Origin of the sequence: Rhodoplanes sp. Z2-YC6860, from assembly GCF_001579845.1 — a bacterium.
Classification (GTDB): domain Bacteria; phylum Pseudomonadota; class Alphaproteobacteria; order Rhizobiales; family Xanthobacteraceae; genus Z2-YC6860.
The window spans coordinates 5329248-5343451 of the sequence record NZ_CP007440.1; the positions used below are offsets into that span (position 1 = coordinate 5329248).

The 14204-nt window shown below is 63.6% G+C and carries 15 protein-coding genes; 10 read left to right on the forward strand and 5 right to left on the reverse strand.

Translation table 11 applies throughout. From position 1 onward, the window contains the following. The first annotated feature begins 100 nt into the window (after window positions 1-100). The 7 genes from RHPLAN_RS25055 (at window position 101) to RHPLAN_RS25085 (ending at window position 7955) form a co-directional block, all read left to right on the forward strand. Window positions 101-1651 carry an AMP-binding protein gene (locus RHPLAN_RS25055; protein ID WP_068023615.1) on the forward strand — a complete coding sequence of 517 codons (1551 nt, stop codon included), beginning with the start codon at window positions 101-103 and terminating at the stop codon, window positions 1649-1651. After that, window positions 1648-2466 (forward strand): enoyl-CoA hydratase/isomerase family protein, encoded by an 819-nt coding sequence (locus RHPLAN_RS25060; protein WP_068023618.1) that lies wholly within the window; start codon window positions 1648-1650, stop codon window positions 2464-2466. Before RHPLAN_RS25055 ends, RHPLAN_RS25060 begins: the two co-directional genes overlap by 4 nt. Before the next feature lie 29 nt (window positions 2467-2495). Continuing rightward, a complete protein-coding gene (locus RHPLAN_RS25065) occupies window positions 2496-3482 on the forward strand; it encodes a Bug family tripartite tricarboxylate transporter substrate binding protein (protein WP_068031809.1) in 987 nt (328 codons plus the stop codon). An 8-nt stretch (window positions 3483-3490) separates the two neighbouring features. Beyond that, window positions 3491-4666, forward strand: a complete 1176-nt coding sequence (locus RHPLAN_RS25070; RefSeq protein WP_084245497.1) for an FAD-dependent oxidoreductase — start codon at window positions 3491-3493, stop codon at window positions 4664-4666. 199 nt (window positions 4667-4865) lie between these two features. Then, window positions 4866-5798, forward strand: a complete 933-nt coding sequence (locus tag RHPLAN_RS25075) for an IS110 family RNA-guided transposase (protein WP_068023623.1) — start codon at window positions 4866-4868, stop codon at window positions 5796-5798. A gap of 230 nt (window positions 5799-6028) precedes the next feature. Continuing rightward, window positions 6029-7375 carry an aromatic ring-hydroxylating oxygenase subunit alpha gene (locus RHPLAN_RS25080; protein ID WP_068023626.1) on the forward strand — a complete coding sequence of 449 codons (1347 nt, stop codon included), beginning with the start codon at window positions 6029-6031 and terminating at the stop codon, window positions 7373-7375. A gap of 16 nt (window positions 7376-7391) precedes the next feature. Continuing rightward, window positions 7392-7955, forward strand: a complete 564-nt coding sequence (locus RHPLAN_RS25085; protein WP_068023629.1) for an aromatic-ring-hydroxylating dioxygenase subunit beta — start codon at window positions 7392-7394, stop codon at window positions 7953-7955. Window positions 7956-8200: 245 nt separating this feature from the next. Here the strand turns inward: RHPLAN_RS25085 and RHPLAN_RS25090 are convergent, their stop codons facing one another. Then, window positions 8201-8542, reverse strand: coding sequence for a hypothetical protein (locus RHPLAN_RS25090; RefSeq protein WP_068023632.1), 342 nt, complete (start codon window positions 8540-8542; stop codon window positions 8201-8203). 283 nt (window positions 8543-8825) lie between these two features. Between RHPLAN_RS25090 and RHPLAN_RS25095 the strand changes: the two genes are divergently transcribed. Continuing rightward, window positions 8826-9959 carry a sterol desaturase family protein gene (locus RHPLAN_RS25095; RefSeq protein ID WP_068023633.1) on the forward strand — a complete coding sequence of 378 codons (1134 nt, stop codon included), beginning with the start codon at window positions 8826-8828 and terminating at the stop codon, window positions 9957-9959. Window positions 9960-10178: 219 nt separating this feature from the next. Here the strand turns inward: RHPLAN_RS25095 and RHPLAN_RS25100 are convergent, their stop codons facing one another. Then, window positions 10179-11174, reverse strand: a complete 996-nt coding sequence (locus RHPLAN_RS25100) for an ABC transporter substrate-binding protein (protein ID WP_084245501.1) — start codon at window positions 11172-11174, stop codon at window positions 10179-10181. 164 nt (window positions 11175-11338) lie between these two features. Here RHPLAN_RS25100 and RHPLAN_RS25105 point away from each other — a divergent pair, with 164 nt between their 5' ends. Both RHPLAN_RS25105 and RHPLAN_RS25110 read left to right on the forward strand, forming a co-directional pair. Then, window positions 11339-12133: an ABC transporter ATP-binding protein gene (locus RHPLAN_RS25105; RefSeq protein WP_068023634.1), complete on the forward strand. Its 795-nt coding sequence runs from the start codon at window positions 11339-11341 to the stop codon at window positions 12131-12133. Further along, window positions 12130-12915, forward strand: a complete 786-nt coding sequence (locus tag RHPLAN_RS25110; RefSeq protein ID WP_198164482.1) for an ABC transporter permease — start codon at window positions 12130-12132, stop codon at window positions 12913-12915. The genes RHPLAN_RS25105 and RHPLAN_RS25110 overlap by 4 nt, the downstream gene beginning before the upstream one ends. Window positions 12916-12925: 10 nt before the next feature. Here RHPLAN_RS25110 and RHPLAN_RS25115 read toward each other — a convergent pair whose 3' ends face one another. From RHPLAN_RS25115 to RHPLAN_RS25125, 3 genes are all read right to left on the reverse strand, one after another. After that, window positions 12926-13327, reverse strand: coding sequence for a type II toxin-antitoxin system VapC family toxin (locus RHPLAN_RS25115; RefSeq protein WP_068023637.1), 402 nt, complete (start codon window positions 13325-13327; stop codon window positions 12926-12928). Beyond that, on the reverse strand, window positions 13324-13566 hold the full coding sequence (locus RHPLAN_RS25120) for an antitoxin (RefSeq protein ID WP_068031818.1): 243 nt from the start codon (window positions 13564-13566) through the stop codon (window positions 13324-13326). The genes RHPLAN_RS25115 and RHPLAN_RS25120 overlap by 4 nt, the downstream gene beginning before the upstream one ends. Before the next feature lie 103 nt (window positions 13567-13669). Further along, window positions 13670-14203, reverse strand: a complete 534-nt coding sequence (locus RHPLAN_RS25125; RefSeq protein WP_068031821.1) for an SRPBCC family protein — start codon at window positions 14201-14203, stop codon at window positions 13670-13672. Between the last annotated feature and the right edge of the window lies 1 nt (window position 14204).

Consider the following 14204-nt stretch of genomic DNA (forward strand, 5'->3'; position numbering starts at 1 on the left):
ACGGCCCAGGAACACTTGTCGGTCCTAAAACACGTGGTCGTAGTACGCTTGGGCTTTCGGTATACGAAACGATCATCAGGAAACGCCTGACCGCTTCCCCATGCTTGATCTCGGTACAAGTTTCCTCGGCAGCGTGGCGCGCGATCCCAATGCGCTCGCCATCGTCGATGGCGATGTGCGTTTCAACTATGCGGAGTGGTATCGCCGGATTTCGGCGCTGGTCGGAGCTTTCGACGCGTTGAAGCTCAAGCCCGGCGACCATCTCGTCACCGTTCTGCAGAACAACTGGCAGGCGGCGACCATCCATTGGGCCTGCCAATTCGCCGGGATCATCATCACGCCGCTGAACTGGCGCTGCACGGCAGACGAACTCGATTACTGCCTGGAGAACGCCGAGGCCAAGGCGCTGGTCTATGAGGGCGTGTCGGCGGACGCCGTGAAGGCCTGCAAGCTCGCGGGCGCGATGCCGCGGATCGCGGTGGGCCTTGCGGCCGATTTGACGTTCGAGACGTTCGTCGCCTCGGGCAGCAGCGACCTTGTATCGCCGCGGACCGATGCCGAGGCCTTTTCGGTGATGCTCTATACGTCCGGCACGACCGCGAAACCCAAGGGCGTCCCGCGCCGCCAGCGCGCCGAGCGCGCCGCGGCGCTCGCGCAGGTGGCGCAGAATCTCTATCGCGCGGGCGAGCGGACGCTGGGCGTAATGCCGCTCTACCACACCATGGGCGTGCGCTCCCTGCTCGCGATGTCCCTCATTGGCGGCGCGTTCGTCTGCTTGCCGCGCTTCGATGTCGCTCGCGCGCTGGATCTGATCGAGAGGGAAAAGATCACCAATCTCTATCTGGTGCCGACGCTCTATCACGACCTGGTGCATCATCCGCGCTTCAAAGATAGCGACGTTTCGTCGGTGACCAAGCTCGGCTTTGCGGGCGCGTCGATGACCGATGGCCTGTTGAAGGAGCTGACGGCCGCGTTCAAGCCGGAGCTGTTCGTCAATCACTACGGCTCGTCGGAGGTCTACACCTTCACCATCGATCAGAAGGCGCCGCTAAAGCCCGGCTCGGCCGGCCGCGCCGGCATCAACCAAATGATCCGCGTGGTGAAGCTCGGCGCGGCCTCGCCCGATGACATCGCCAAGGCTGGCGAAGAAGGCGAGATCATCGCGCTCCTGCAAGGCGACGAGTCCTTCGAAGGCTACTGGCGCAGGCCCGAGGCCGACGCCAAGGCGATCCGCCAGGGCTGGTATTTCACCGGCGACACCGGCTATTTCGACGCCGATGGCGACCTGTTCGTCACCGGCCGCGTCGACGACATGATCATCACCGGCGGTGAAAATGTTTCGCCGGTCGAGATCGAAAGCTGCCTGTCGTTGCACGAGGCGGTGTCCGAGGTCGCGGTGGTGGGACTGCCCGACGAGCGCTGGGGCAAGATCGTCACGGCCTTCATCAAGCGGACCGCCGCGGTCGACGAGCGCGCGCTGGACGAATTCTGCCGCACCTCGGGCCTTGCCAACTTCAAGCGCCCGCGGCGATACGTCTTTGTCGAGGCTATCCCCAAATCGCCCGTCGGAAAGCTCTTGCGCCGGATGCTGGTGGCAGGCGATTACCAGACCGAGAAAAGCGCCCCGCGCTCCCAAGGAACCGCCGCATGAGTTCGACCACGAGTTCGCCTGCAAGCTTCAACGACCCCCGCCTCGCCAAGCTCGACGGCTTCCGCGTCGAGATCGACGAGGCGCGCGGGCGGGCCGACATCATCCTCGACCGGCCGCCGCTCAACGTCGTGTCGATGCCGCAGCGCGACCAGCTCCGGATGGTGTTCGAGCATCTCGACGAGGACCCGCGCGTACGCATTATCGTGCTGCGCGCGATCGGCGAGCATTTCTCCTCCGGCGGCAACATCAAGGGCTTCATGGAGGCGACGCCGGAGACGGTGTCCAAGCTCGCCTGGAACATCGCGGCGCCGGCCCGCTGCTCGAAACCGGTGATCGTCGCCAACCGCGGCTTCTGCTTCGGCGTGGGCTTCGAGCTGTCGCTCGCCTGCGATTTCCGCATCGTGTCGGAAACCGGTTTTTACGCGCTCCCCGAGCAGAAGCTTGGCCAGATCCCCGGCTCCGGCGGCTCGGCGCGCCTGCAGAAGATCGTCGGCATCACCCGCACGAAAGACATCGTGATGCGCTCGCGGCGCATTCCGGCGAAGCAGGCCTATGACTGGGGAATCGCCACCGAATGCGTGCCCGACAACAAACTCGAAGCCGCGACCGACGCGCTGGTCGACGAGCTTCGCGCCTTCTCGCCGCTCGCTCAGCGCACGGCCAAGAAACTCCTCAACGACACCGAAGACTCGATGCTCACCACCGCAATTGAGCTCGAGGGACACTGCTACAGCCGGCTGCGGCAATCGGACGACTTCAAGGAAGGTGTCGAAGCCTTCCACGCCAAGCGTCCGGCAAAATTCAAGGGATCCTGAAACTCCAAGGGGAAATGAAGGGCAACAAAATGAAGACCACACAACTGAAATGGGCCGCGCTGTTCGGGGCAGCGCTGACGCTGACCGCAACACTCGGTGCTCCTGCCACCGCGCAGAACTACCCGAACCGTGCCATCACCGTGATCATCCCGTTCGCCGGCGGCAGCGCCAGCGACGTGGTCAGCCGCATCATGCTCAACAAGATGTCCGCGAACATGGGCCAGCCGATCATCGTCGAGAACCGGCCCGGCGCCGGCGGCAACTCCGGCACACTGCAAGGCGCGCGCTCGACGCCGGATGGCTACACGCTGGTCGGCGGCGGCTCGGGCCCGGTCGCGGCCAATCTCTCGCTCTACAAGTCGCTCGGCTACGATCCCGAGAAAGACCTGGAGATGATCTCGCCGTTCGCGGGCTTCACCATCATCGTCGCGGTGAGCAAGGAACTGCCGCCGCGGACGCTGAAGGACTTCATCGAATACGCCAAGAAAAATCCCGGCTTGAACTACGGCTCGGTCGGCAACGGCAGCTCGCAGCATCTTGCCGGCGAATACTTCTCGCAGGTCACCGGCGTGAAGATGACGCACGTACCCTATCGCAACATCGCGCAATACGGCCCCGACCTGATCGCAGGCACGGTGCCGCTCGGCTTCCAGTGGTATCCGAACATCGCCGGCCCGCTGCAGGGCAAGGGCGCGATCCCGCTCGCGGTCGCGGGCGACAAGCGCATTCCGACGCTACCTGACGCGCCGACCACGACCGAAGCCGGCCTGCCGGAATACAAGGTCAACGGCTGGTTCGCCCTGCTCGCGCCGGGCGGCACACCGCGACCGATCCTCGAACGGCTCAACAAGGAGCTGATCGCGGCGCTCAACGATCCGCAGGTCAAGCAAGGCTTCGAGAAGGCCGGCGCCGAGGTGATGACGATGCAGCTTGATGAGGCGAAGAAGTTCCTGCATGACGAGATCATCAAGTACCGCGACATCATCACCAAAGCGGGCATCCAGAAAATCGACTAGGACGTAACTTGAGTAACGATCGTGTGCTGATTGCCGGCGCGGGCCCTGTGGGGCTCGTCGCCGCGGCTCATCTGGCGCGGGCCGGCGTGCCGGTGACGGTGTTTGAGGAAGGCGCGGACCTCTCGACCGAGTCCCGCGCCTCGACGTTTCATCCGCCGACGCTCGACATGCTCGATGCGCTGGGCGCAGCCGCCCCGCTGATCGCGCAAGGGCTGAAGGCGCCGACCTTCCAGTACCGCACGAAGAAGCACGGCCTTCTGGCCGAGTTCGACTTCGCGGCAATCACGGACGCGACCAAGCATCCCTATCGCGTCCAGAGCGAGCAATCCAAGCTCACACGCATCCTGTTCGAACAGATGCGCGGCCATCCGAACTTCGAAATGAAGTTCAACAGCCGCGTTACCGGCGTGAGCCAGGACGGCGCGGGCGTCGAGGTCACGCTCGAAGGCGGCAGCTCGCAGCGCGGCCGTTATCTGATCGGCGCCGACGGCGCGAGCAGCACGGTGCGGCGTTCGCTCGGCATCGAGTTCGAAGGCTTCACCTGGCCGGACCGGCTGCTGGTGATCTCGACGCCGTTCGACTTCTTCAGCGTGATCCCGGGCCTGTCATCCGTGAGCTATGTGGCCGATCCGCAGCGCTGGTACTTCCTGCTGCAGATTCCGGGCCTCTGGCGCGCGATGTTCCTGGTCAACGAGGAAGCGAGCGACGAGCGCGTGCAGACGGAAGAGTTCGCGCAGTCGCTGATGGCCGGTGTGGTGCCGGGCATCACCAACTACGAGATCTCGCACACCACGCTCTACAAGGTGCATCAGCGCGTGGCGAAAACTTTCCGTCTCGGCCGCGCCGTGCTGATCGGCGACGCCGCCCACATCAACAACCCGCTCGGCGGCATGGGCATGAACGGCGGCATCCACGATGCGGTCAATCTTGCCGAGAAGCTCGTCATGGTCTGGCACGGCCGCGCGCCCGAGAGCGAGCTGGAGCGCTTCGACAAGCAGCGCCGGCTCGTGACGCTGGAGTACATCCAGAATTATACGATCCAGAATAAGAAGAACCTGGAGTCGACCGGCGACGAGTTCGGCCAAAGCCTCCGCGCCATCGCGGCCGATCCGGCGCGCACCCGTGACTATCTTTTGCGCGTTTCGATGATCACGAGCCTGGCCCGGGCGCAAGAACTGGGCTGAGCGCACTCCATCCCCTCATCCTTGTAAGTCGCGAATCGCTTCGTCGGCTAGAGTTGTCGGCGCGGTGGCGGACGGGAGACCGTCTCATCCTGGGGCTATGAAGCCCGGACCTCAGCACGGGCATCCGTCCGCCGTTCCATCGAACCCGAACAGTCGCGAGGGCCGCAAGCGAAGCCCGGTTGCGCAAGGAAGGGTGAAGATGGACACGATCTACGTTGGCATTGATGTATCGAAAGACCGTCTGGACGTTCATGTGCGCCCTGGCGGTGAGGCCTTTGCGGTCGAGCGGAACGGCAAGGGTCTGGAAGACCTGGTGGACCGTCTGCGAGGGCTTTCGCCTTCGCTGATTGCGGTGGAGGCGACGGGCGGCTTTGAGACGATCGTTGCGGCAGCGGTGGCTGGAGCTGGACTTCCGCTTGCAGTGGTGAACCCAGCTCAAGTTCGGCACTTCGCACAGGCCATCGGCAAGCGCGCCAAGACCGATCCGATCGATGCGGGCGTGATCGCCCACTTCGCGGAGGCGGTCAAACCTGAGCCGCGGCCGATGCCTGAAGAAACAGCCGTGCTGCTCGCCGAGTTGGTCGGCCGGCGGCGCCAGATCATCGAGATGCTGGTGGCCGAGCGGCAGCGCGAGAAGCACGCCAGCAACGTGCGGGTTCGCAAGAGCCTGGCGCGGCACATTGCCGTTCTCGAGAAGGAACTGCCGAGCATCGATCGGGACATCGATGGTCTGGTTCGTGGCGCCCCGGTCTGGCGGGAGAAGGAGGACCTGCTCATCTCGGTTCCCGGAATCAAGAACACGCTGGCCCGCATCTTCCTCGCGGAAGCGCCTGAGCTCGGCAACCTCGATCGCCGTCGCATCGCAAGCCTGGCTGGTGTGGCGCCCTACACCAGACAATCGGGCCGCTGGCGGGGCAAGGCCATGATCGGCGGAGGTCGCACGGCGCTTCGCTCGGCTCTGTTCATTGCCGCCTTGACGGCCAGTCGCCACAACCCGGTGCTCAAGGCCTTCTACGCCCGACTGCTCGCCGCCGGTAAGCCAAAGAAGGTCGCGCTCATCGCGGTGGCCAGGAAGCTCCTCACCATCATCAACGCCATGCTCAGAGACAACAGAAAATGGCAAAACGCTTGACGCGAGACACAGTCGCTGAGGCGCGAGCCACAAGCGCTTCACGCTCGTCTTCGACACGCTATGGCGAGTCTCGAGGGATGCACGGCCACGACGGTGCAGCAGCCGGGCCGTCGCCCTTCGAGGCTCGCTCGCTTCGCTCACTCGCGCCTCGGGGTGACGGGTCGGGAACTGGCGTGCAGCGCACCCGACCGCTGCCTTGTTCGCAAAACGCCGCTGCGTTACCCTGCGGCATGAGCAAGGATTTCTCGCGCTTCCTCAAACCGGGCCGGGTTCATCGGCAGATCTATACCGATCCCGCGATCTTCGAGCTGGAGATGACCAACATCTTCGGCGGCGCCTGGGTCTTTATCGGCCACGAAAGCCAGATCAAGAAGCCGGGCGACTACTTCGCGACCCAAATGGGCCGCCGCCCGATCCTGATGGTGCGCGACGAGGAAGGCCGCGTCCGCGTGATCCACAACCAGTGCGCCCATCGCGGCGCGATGGTGGTCGCGACCGACAAAGGCAACGCGCCGGAATTCACCTGCTGCTACCACGGCTGGACCTACCATCTCGACGGCCGCATCAAGGGCGTGCCGCTCAACCACGGCTATCCGGCCGACTTCGACGCCAAGAATCCGAAAGTGGCGATGAACCCGGTGAAACGGGTGAAAAGCTATCGCGGCTTTGTGTTCGCGACCGAGGCCGCCGACGGCCCGGACCTGGAAGAGTCGCTCGGCTACATGACGACGTCGTTCGACGACCTGCTCGATCGCGCGCCCGACGGCGAGATCGAGGTGGCCGGCGGCGTGTTCAAGCACGGCTATGACGCGAACTGGAAGGTCTACTTCGAGAACCTCTGCGATGCCGCGCACCCGCTGTTCGTGCACCGCTCCTCGATCGAGGCCTCGCAGGCGCAATCCGACGACGCGCATTCCGACGGCACCGGCGAGATCGCGGTCCGCCAGATGCGCCAGAACGGCGCGCCCTACAGCTTCTGGGAATCCCAGGTCGGCATCTGGACCTATCCGAACGGCCACAGCTATCTCGGCGATTATCACGACGACTCCAAACTGGTCGCAGCCCTCAAGGACCCGGTGTTCCGCGAATACATCGCGGCGCTGGAGAAGAAGAAGGGCAAGGAAGAGACCAAGCGCATCCTCGAAGTGCGCCGCTGGAATTCGAACGTCTATCCGAACGTGTCGCTGATGAGCCAGTTCCAGCAGCTTCGCGTGGTGCACCCGATCTCGGTGAACCGCACCGTGGTCTACACTTATAACTTCAAGCTGAAGGGCGCGCCGGAGCAGATGTTCCGCAACACCGTCGCCTTCGCCAACATCGTCAACGGCACGGGCTCCCTGGTGCTCACCGACGATCTCGAAATCTACAACCGCATCGACATGGGCCTTTCGAGCGACGGCGCGGAGTGGCTGCAGATCGGACGCGGCTATCAGAGCGACCAGCCCGAAGCCCACGGCGGCCGCAAGGGCGTCAATTCGACCAGCGAAGTCTACATCCGCAACATGCTCGACGCATGGGTCGGCTACATGAACGGCGGCCACGGCCAGGGCGGCGCGCTGGCAAAAGCGGCCTCGTAAGAAATCCGGATCACCCATGGCGAAAAAGCGCACGCCTCGACCGAAGATCGCGGCGCCCAGCAGGCGGCGTGTGACGCCGTTGCGCGGGCGAGCCCCGCGCGCCGAGCAGGCGCTCGACATCCACCGCTGCGAACAGTTCGTGCAGCACGAGGCGCGGCTGCTTGATGAGGCGAAGTTCGACGATTGGCTCGCTCTGTTCACTCTCGACGGTTGGTATTGGGTGCCGAGCGAGCCCGATCAGGCCAACCCGCACGACACCGTGTCGCTGATGTACGACGACCGGCGCCTCCTTGAGACCCGTATTCGCAGGCTCGCCAGCCCGCGGATGTATTCGCAGGAGCCGCGCTCGCGCACGAGCCGCATGGTCGGCAATGTCACGATCGAGGACAGCGAAGGGCGCGCGGCAACGATCCGCTCCAAGTTCATCATGATCGAATACCGGCGCGATCAGCAGCGGCTGTTCACCGGCACCGCCTGGCACCGGCTGGTGCAGATCGACGGCGGCATCCGCATCGCCTGGAAGCGCGTCGATCTCGTGAACTGCGACGCCGCGCTCGACGGTCTTACGCAGCCGTTCTGACGGTCTATCCCCGTCATCCTTCGAGGCTCGTTGCGCGCGCACCTCAGGATGACAGATCGAGAGTTTGAGCGTTGCCGGACCTCACGTCCCTGTGGGCCGGTGCAACGCCGTCTTGGTCCTTACCGTCCACTTCGACTTGCCAGCAAACGATGGAGCCGCGGCGCGCAGGAAAGGCAGCCATGTCGTCGATGATCGCGACGCGCCCCGCCGACCAGCGCTGGAGCCGGTAGCCCCGATACGGAGTCTCAACGCTTTTTCCGCCGGCCGGCCGTCGCCCGTTTGGCCTTGCGCGCCACCGAGCGGACGGTCTTGCCAGCCGAACTGGTCCGGGCCGCTGCACTCCGGCGAGCCGAGCTGACCGCCTTCCGGGTCTTGCGGGCCACGGCCTTGATCTTGCGCTTGGCCGCAGCGCGCCGCTTCTTCGGCACGCCGGGCAAAAGCCGCCGTGCGCCGCGAACCACCTTGCGCGCGGCGCCGGTCGCCACGAGGGCTGCGCCTGCCGCAACGTCCGTCGCCGTCGAAGCCGCACTGCCGGCGGCATCGCTGATGGTCTCGCCTGCCTTGGTCATCATGCTCTTCTTTGCCATCGCTTTTCGTCTCCGCCCATGAAGGCTTTATGGAACCTGCCTGCGAATAATCGTCGGAGTCCTGTTTGGTTCCGGATGTCGACCGTCCGGAATGCGGAAACGACAGGTTTTCCCGGGATCTACGACTCCATCATCCGTCTAACGGCACATTAACAACGTCCTGCTACATCCCACGCCGGATGACCGGCCCTTTCCCGAACCATTTGTCGTGCTGGCGCGACCAAAGCTAAAGGGGCGAGGCTTTACAGAGCGATTCGCCGGTACAGCCTTCTGGGGGTTCGCGATGCTCACGACCAAGATTCTCGGCAAGGTGCGCTCGGAGCTCGAGACGCCGCGCGCCGAGCGGCCGTTCGGCTCGGGCTGGCTGTCGGGTTCGATCGGGATCCTGGCCGGCATCACTGGCCTGCTCATGATCATCGTGCTGCGCAATCCGTCGCTCACGCAGATGCCGGAACTCGGCGCGGTCCACACCAGCGGCTTCTTCAAGCCGGCGCTGTACTTCGTCCTGTTCGCGGGCTTCACCCTCGCCTGCCTCAGCCTGATGCTGCGCAAGGACAAAACGCTCGGCGCGACCGCCATGGCGTTGACGCTCCTGGCCACCATGATCGGCAGCCTGCCGGCGCACCGCGACTACCAGATCGGCGGGGTGTTCTTCGGCCTCGACTTCTTCATCATCAACGTGCTGTTCACCGGTGCGCTGTTCATTCCGATCGAGCGCATCTTCGCCAAGCACAAGGATCAGGTGGTGCTGCGCGAGGAATGGCGCGAGGACCTGTTCTACTATCTGGTGTCATCGCTGCTGATCCAGATTTTAACCTTCCTGACATTCGCCCCGTCGAATTTCGTCAACAGCATCCACGAGATCGGCTCGGTCCGCACCTTCGTGCAGAGCCTGCCCTGGGTCGTTCAACTTCTCGCCATCATGCTGCTGACCGACTTCACGCAATACTGGCTGCACCGCGCCTTCCATCGCGTGCCGGCGCTATGGCGCTTCCATGCCGTTCATCATTCGGCCAAGACCATGGATTGGATCGCGGGCGCGCGGATGCACTTTATGGAGATCATCGTGCTGCGCGCCGTCACGGCCACACCCGCGCTGCTGGTCGGCTTCGATCCATCGGCGATCCAGGCTTACGCGCTGGTGGTCTATGTCTATTCGACGTTCATCCATTCCAACGTCGGCACGAGCTTCGGATTTCTCGAAAAGATTTTCGTCAGCCCGCGCTTCCACCATTGGCATCACGGCATCGAGGACGAAGCCGTGGACGTGAACTTCGCGATCCACTTTCCGTTCTACGACAAGCTGTTTGGCACGTATCACCTGCCCAACGGCCAATGGCCGAAGGGCTACGGCGTACAGGGCCACCCGGTGCCGCGCGGGTATTGGAAGCAGATGCTGTATCCGTTCCAGCGGTAGAGCGGGACCAGCCTCACGCACCGCCCTCTCCCGGCCTCATGGTGAGGAGCGCGTAGCGCGTCTCGAACATCGCAAGTCGGGTTTACCCGACTTGCGCACTTAATTTGCCAATCTCGGGTAACCCGAGATTGGACGGGCCGCCTCGTCCTTCGAGACGCGGGCTGCGCCCGCTCCTCAGGATGAGGCGGGGCAGGCACCGCTTCCGGTGAGACGGATTGGCTACTTCACGAACTCATTCGTATAGAGCTCGGACACCGGCGTCTTCTTCTGGATGAAGCCCTTCGCCAGATAGAAATCCTGCAGCTTTGAAAGCCGCTCCGGATCGACCTCGCCGAGCACCTTCTGCCCCGGATACACATCCTTGGCGTACATATTGAAGGCGAACTTCACCCCGGCTTCCTTGCCCTTCCACTCCGGCACGATGGTCACGAACTCCTCGGCGGTCTTGTCCGGATTGTCCATGATGTCCTTCATGCCGCGCAGCGACGCGTGCACGAACTTCCGGATCATGTCCGGCTTCTGCTTGATCATGTCGTCGGACGCAGCGATCGCCTGACCCATGTGCGGGAAATACTGCTCGGTCGGGATGACCCGGACCTTCACGCCCGTCGCTGTGATCGGCGGAATCCAGTCCGGCACGCCGGCCATGCCCTGCGCCTTGCCCTCGGCGACGAACTGCCAGACGCCCGTCGGACCGACCTGCTGCACGTCGACATCGTTCTGCGTCAGCCCCGCGCTCGCCATCAGGCCGAGCAGCGCATAGAACGTCGTGTCCTGATACGACATCGTGCTGATGGTCTTGCCCTTGAGGTCCGCCGGCTTCTCGATGCCGGAGTCCTCGCGCACCACAAGCTGCATGAAGCCGCGGCCACCGAACAGGCAGACCATCTTCACCGGCACGCCGTTGCCGCGCACCATGATCGGTGCGTCGGCGACGATGCCGCCGAGCGGCGCATTGCCGGCGCCGACCTGCTTGGCAACGTCAACGCCGCCGCGGCCGACGACGAAATCGACATCGAAACCCGCCTCCTTGAAGTAGCCACGGCCCTGCGCCAGCCGGATCGGACCGAAGGCCGGCAGCACCGGCGGCGCCGGGAACAGGTAGGTGAGCTTCTCCAGCGACTGCGCGCGCACGGCTGGCGCGGCCAGCAGGCCCGCGCCGAACGCTGCGCCCGCGGTCACGATCTGACGGCGCGAAAATCTGGTGTGACGCATCGCATTCTCCCCTCGGCAAACACGGCTCGCTCGATGCAGTATCGGCGAACGCATTGTTTGCCACTATAGTCGACATCCATGGTCTGGAATATGCATGAGCCAGGCCAGCGAAAGGCAAGAAATCATGCGGGGCGCGGCGGGATATTCGCAGTTGAAAGTATTCGATGCCTGACCTCATCCGTCTCGAATATCGCAACGTGACGATGCGCTTCCCTCAGGACGGCGGGCAAACCATGACCGCCGTGCAGGACGTCAACATCGCCGTGCGCGACGGCGAGGTGGTGTCGCTGATCGGGCCGTCGGGCTGCGGCAAATCGACCTTGCTCAACATCGGATCGGGTCTCGCGGCGCCGAGCGAAGGCCAGGCTTTCGTCGACGGCGAAAGGGTCGAAGGCCCGAACGCTCACGTCGCCTTCATGCTGCAGAAAGACCTGCTGCTGCCGTGGCGGACGATTGCCGAGAACGTGATGTTCGGCGTCGAAATCCAGGGCGTGCCGACGACCGAACGCAAACGCCGCGCGCAGACGCTGCTGGAGACGCTCAAGCTCGCGGACTTCGCCAAGCACTATCCGCATCAGCTCTCCGGCGGCATGCGGCAGCGCGTGGCGCTGGCGCGCACGCTCGCGGTCGATCCGACCGTACTGCTGCTCGACGAGCCGTTCTCCGCGGTCGATGCGCAGACCCGCATTACGCTGCAACAGGAGCTCGCGCAGACGCTCAAGCGCGCCGGCAAGACCGCGCTGCTGATCACCCATGACCTGCTCGAAGCCGTCACGCTGTCCGATCGCGTGCTGGTGATGAGCCGACGGCCGGGCAAGATCATCGACGAGATCACGATCGACATCCCAGGCCGCGACGATCCGTTGACACGACGGCACGACGGCAAGATCGGCGGCTACGTGAACCATCTGATGGACAAACTCGGCATCGGCTCCGCCGAACAGCAGGTGCCGGCATGAGCGAAGGATCGATGGTCCGCCGCGGAACGGCGGTCAGCCTGCTGCTGCTGGTGATTTTCCTCGCCGGCTGGGAATGGGGGCCGGGCCTTCTGCGGATTCCGCCGTACATCATCCCGCCGCTATCGGCCGTAGCGAACGAAGCCGTGCGGATGTGGCACACGAGCGGGCTTCTCACCCACACCGGCATCACGGCAGGCGAGGTGCTCGCAGGTTTCATCATCGGCAGCCTGATGGGCGCCGCGATGGGCTATCTGCTCGGCATGTCGCCCCTGGCCGAATTCGCGCTGTCGCCCTATATCCTCGCGCTGCAGATCGCGCCGAAGGTGGCGTTCGCGCCGCTGTTCATCCTGTGGATGGGCTTCACGGTCTACCCGAAGATCCTGGTCGCGATCCTGATCGTGTTCTTCCCGGTGCTGGTCAATGTGCTGACCGCCGTGCGCACCGTCGATCCGGACCTGATCAGCCTCGCGCGCGCCTTCAAGGCCTCGCGCGCGCAGATCTTCTGGAAGATCGAGTTTCCCGCGTCGCTGCCGCCGCTGTTCGCGGGGCTCCGCATCGGCTCGACGCTTGCCGTGGTCGGCGTCGTGGTCGGCGAGCTTGTCGGCGGCAACAAAGGGCTCGGTTATCTGCTGTCGTTCGGCGAGGGCCAGGCCAACACCGCGATGGTGTTCGTCGCGATCGTGATGCTGACGTTGGTCGGCGGCCTCGCCTATCTGCTGGTGGTCGCGATCGAGCTTCGCGTGCTGCACTACCTGCCGAAGCGGGTGCACACGGGGTTCTAGAAAAGCCTACTCAATCGAGCCAATTTTCCACCTTCAGGCCGCGAACGCGTTTGAATTCACCGACATTGCCGGTCACCACAGTGGCGCCGACGGCACGTGCGTGTGCGGCTATCAGAAGGTCGTTGCTCCCGATCGGCTTTCCAGCGGCTTCCAATTCCGAACGAAGTCCACCGTATTCAGTGTCGGCAGGAACATCGAAAGGAAGGACCTCAACCTCTGCAAGCAGCTCTTCTATCGCTTGGATCAATCGTTTCGAGCCGCTCTTTGCACACTCATAACGCAATTCGGCCGCCACGATGATGCTGGTACAAATGTTGTCCTCGCCCCGCTTGGCGATCTGCTTTGCCGCCTTGCCCTGCGGATTCCTAACAAGGTCCGAAAAAATATTCGTATCCAGCAAGTAGAGCGTCACAGCACCTTCTCCGGCGCAGGTACGGGATCGTCAATCTCAGGAAAACTCTCTTCCAACGGCTTCATTGCCTTGAGCAATGCGACAAGCCCCCGTTTGCGCACGGGCTCGATGATCAGACGTTCACCGTCCCGGTGCATGACGGCTTCATCACCCGGCAATTCGAACTCAACGGGAATACGGACCGCCTGATTGCGGCCATTTCGAAACAACCTGACGTGCCTAGTATCAGCCACGGCCATCTCCTTGGCATATGTCACGAACATATGCCATTTACTGGCTGATGCAAGGGAATCGAGGGGCGACCCTGCACGAGCAAATGGCTCGATATACTCGGGAAGGAACCTAAGACCTTCTTCCCTCGGCCACGGCCTTCATCTGCAACAGCCCCCTCTCCATGTCGGGACCGAGCACCTTTTCCATGTTCCTGATCAGGCACATCGCCTTGGTCATGAACGTCATCGGGCCGGTGGAGGTCCAAGTCACCTGCGTGCGGTCACCCTGCGGGCGAAAGGTGAACTCGCTGGTGTTCTTGCCTTCGAACGGCTTCACGAACTCCACATCCACGCGGATGAACTCGCCGGGCTTGTTCTCGACGAGCGTCATGGTGCCCTGCCCGACCTTGTCGTTGCCAGCCCATTTGAAGATCGCGCCGGGACCGGCCGGCGGCCCCTCGAACGCGACCTTCGCGTCCGGATCGAGCTTCGCCCAGGGCGACCAGTCATCCCAACGGTGGAAGTTGTTGACCTGCGCGAACACATCCATGGGCGCAGCGTCCACGATCATGCGGCGTTCGATGCGGAAGGTGTCGGGCTGCAAGGCCACGAAGCCAGCGAGGCCAGCAATGACGATCACCAAAAAGAGCAGAAGTTTCTTCATG

Coding starts and splice junctions, on each gene's coding strand:
- RHPLAN_RS25055 (WP_068023615.1), top strand. CDS start 101: ATGCTTGATCTCGGTACAAGTTTCCTCGGCAGCGTGGCGCGCGATCCC.
- RHPLAN_RS25060 (WP_068023618.1), top strand. CDS start 1,648: ATGAGTTCGACCACGAGTTCGCCTGCAAGCTTCAACGACCCCCGCCTC.
- RHPLAN_RS25065 (WP_068031809.1), top strand. CDS start 2,496: ATGAAGACCACACAACTGAAATGGGCCGCGCTGTTCGGGGCAGCGCTG.
- RHPLAN_RS25075 (WP_068023623.1), top strand. CDS start 4,866: ATGGACACGATCTACGTTGGCATTGATGTATCGAAAGACCGTCTGGAC.
- RHPLAN_RS25080 (WP_068023626.1), top strand. CDS start 6,029: ATGAGCAAGGATTTCTCGCGCTTCCTCAAACCGGGCCGGGTTCATCGG.
- RHPLAN_RS25085 (WP_068023629.1), top strand. CDS start 7,392: ATGGCGAAAAAGCGCACGCCTCGACCGAAGATCGCGGCGCCCAGCAGG.
- RHPLAN_RS25090 (WP_068023632.1), bottom strand. CDS start 8,542: ATGGCAAAGAAGAGCATGATGACCAAGGCAGGCGAGACCATCAGCGAT.
- RHPLAN_RS25095 (WP_068023633.1), top strand. CDS start 8,826: ATGCTCACGACCAAGATTCTCGGCAAGGTGCGCTCGGAGCTCGAGACG.
- RHPLAN_RS25100 (WP_084245501.1), bottom strand. CDS start 11,174: ATGCGTCACACCAGATTTTCGCGCCGTCAGATCGTGACCGCGGGCGCA.
- RHPLAN_RS25105 (WP_068023634.1), top strand. CDS start 11,339: ATGCCTGACCTCATCCGTCTCGAATATCGCAACGTGACGATGCGCTTC.
- RHPLAN_RS25110 (WP_198164482.1), top strand. CDS start 12,130: ATGAGCGAAGGATCGATGGTCCGCCGCGGAACGGCGGTCAGCCTGCTG.
- RHPLAN_RS25120 (WP_068031818.1), bottom strand. CDS start 13,566: ATGGCCGTGGCTGATACTAGGCACGTCAGGTTGTTTCGAAATGGCCGC.
- RHPLAN_RS25125 (WP_068031821.1), bottom strand. CDS start 14,203: ATGAAGAAACTTCTGCTCTTTTTGGTGATCGTCATTGCTGGCCTCGCT.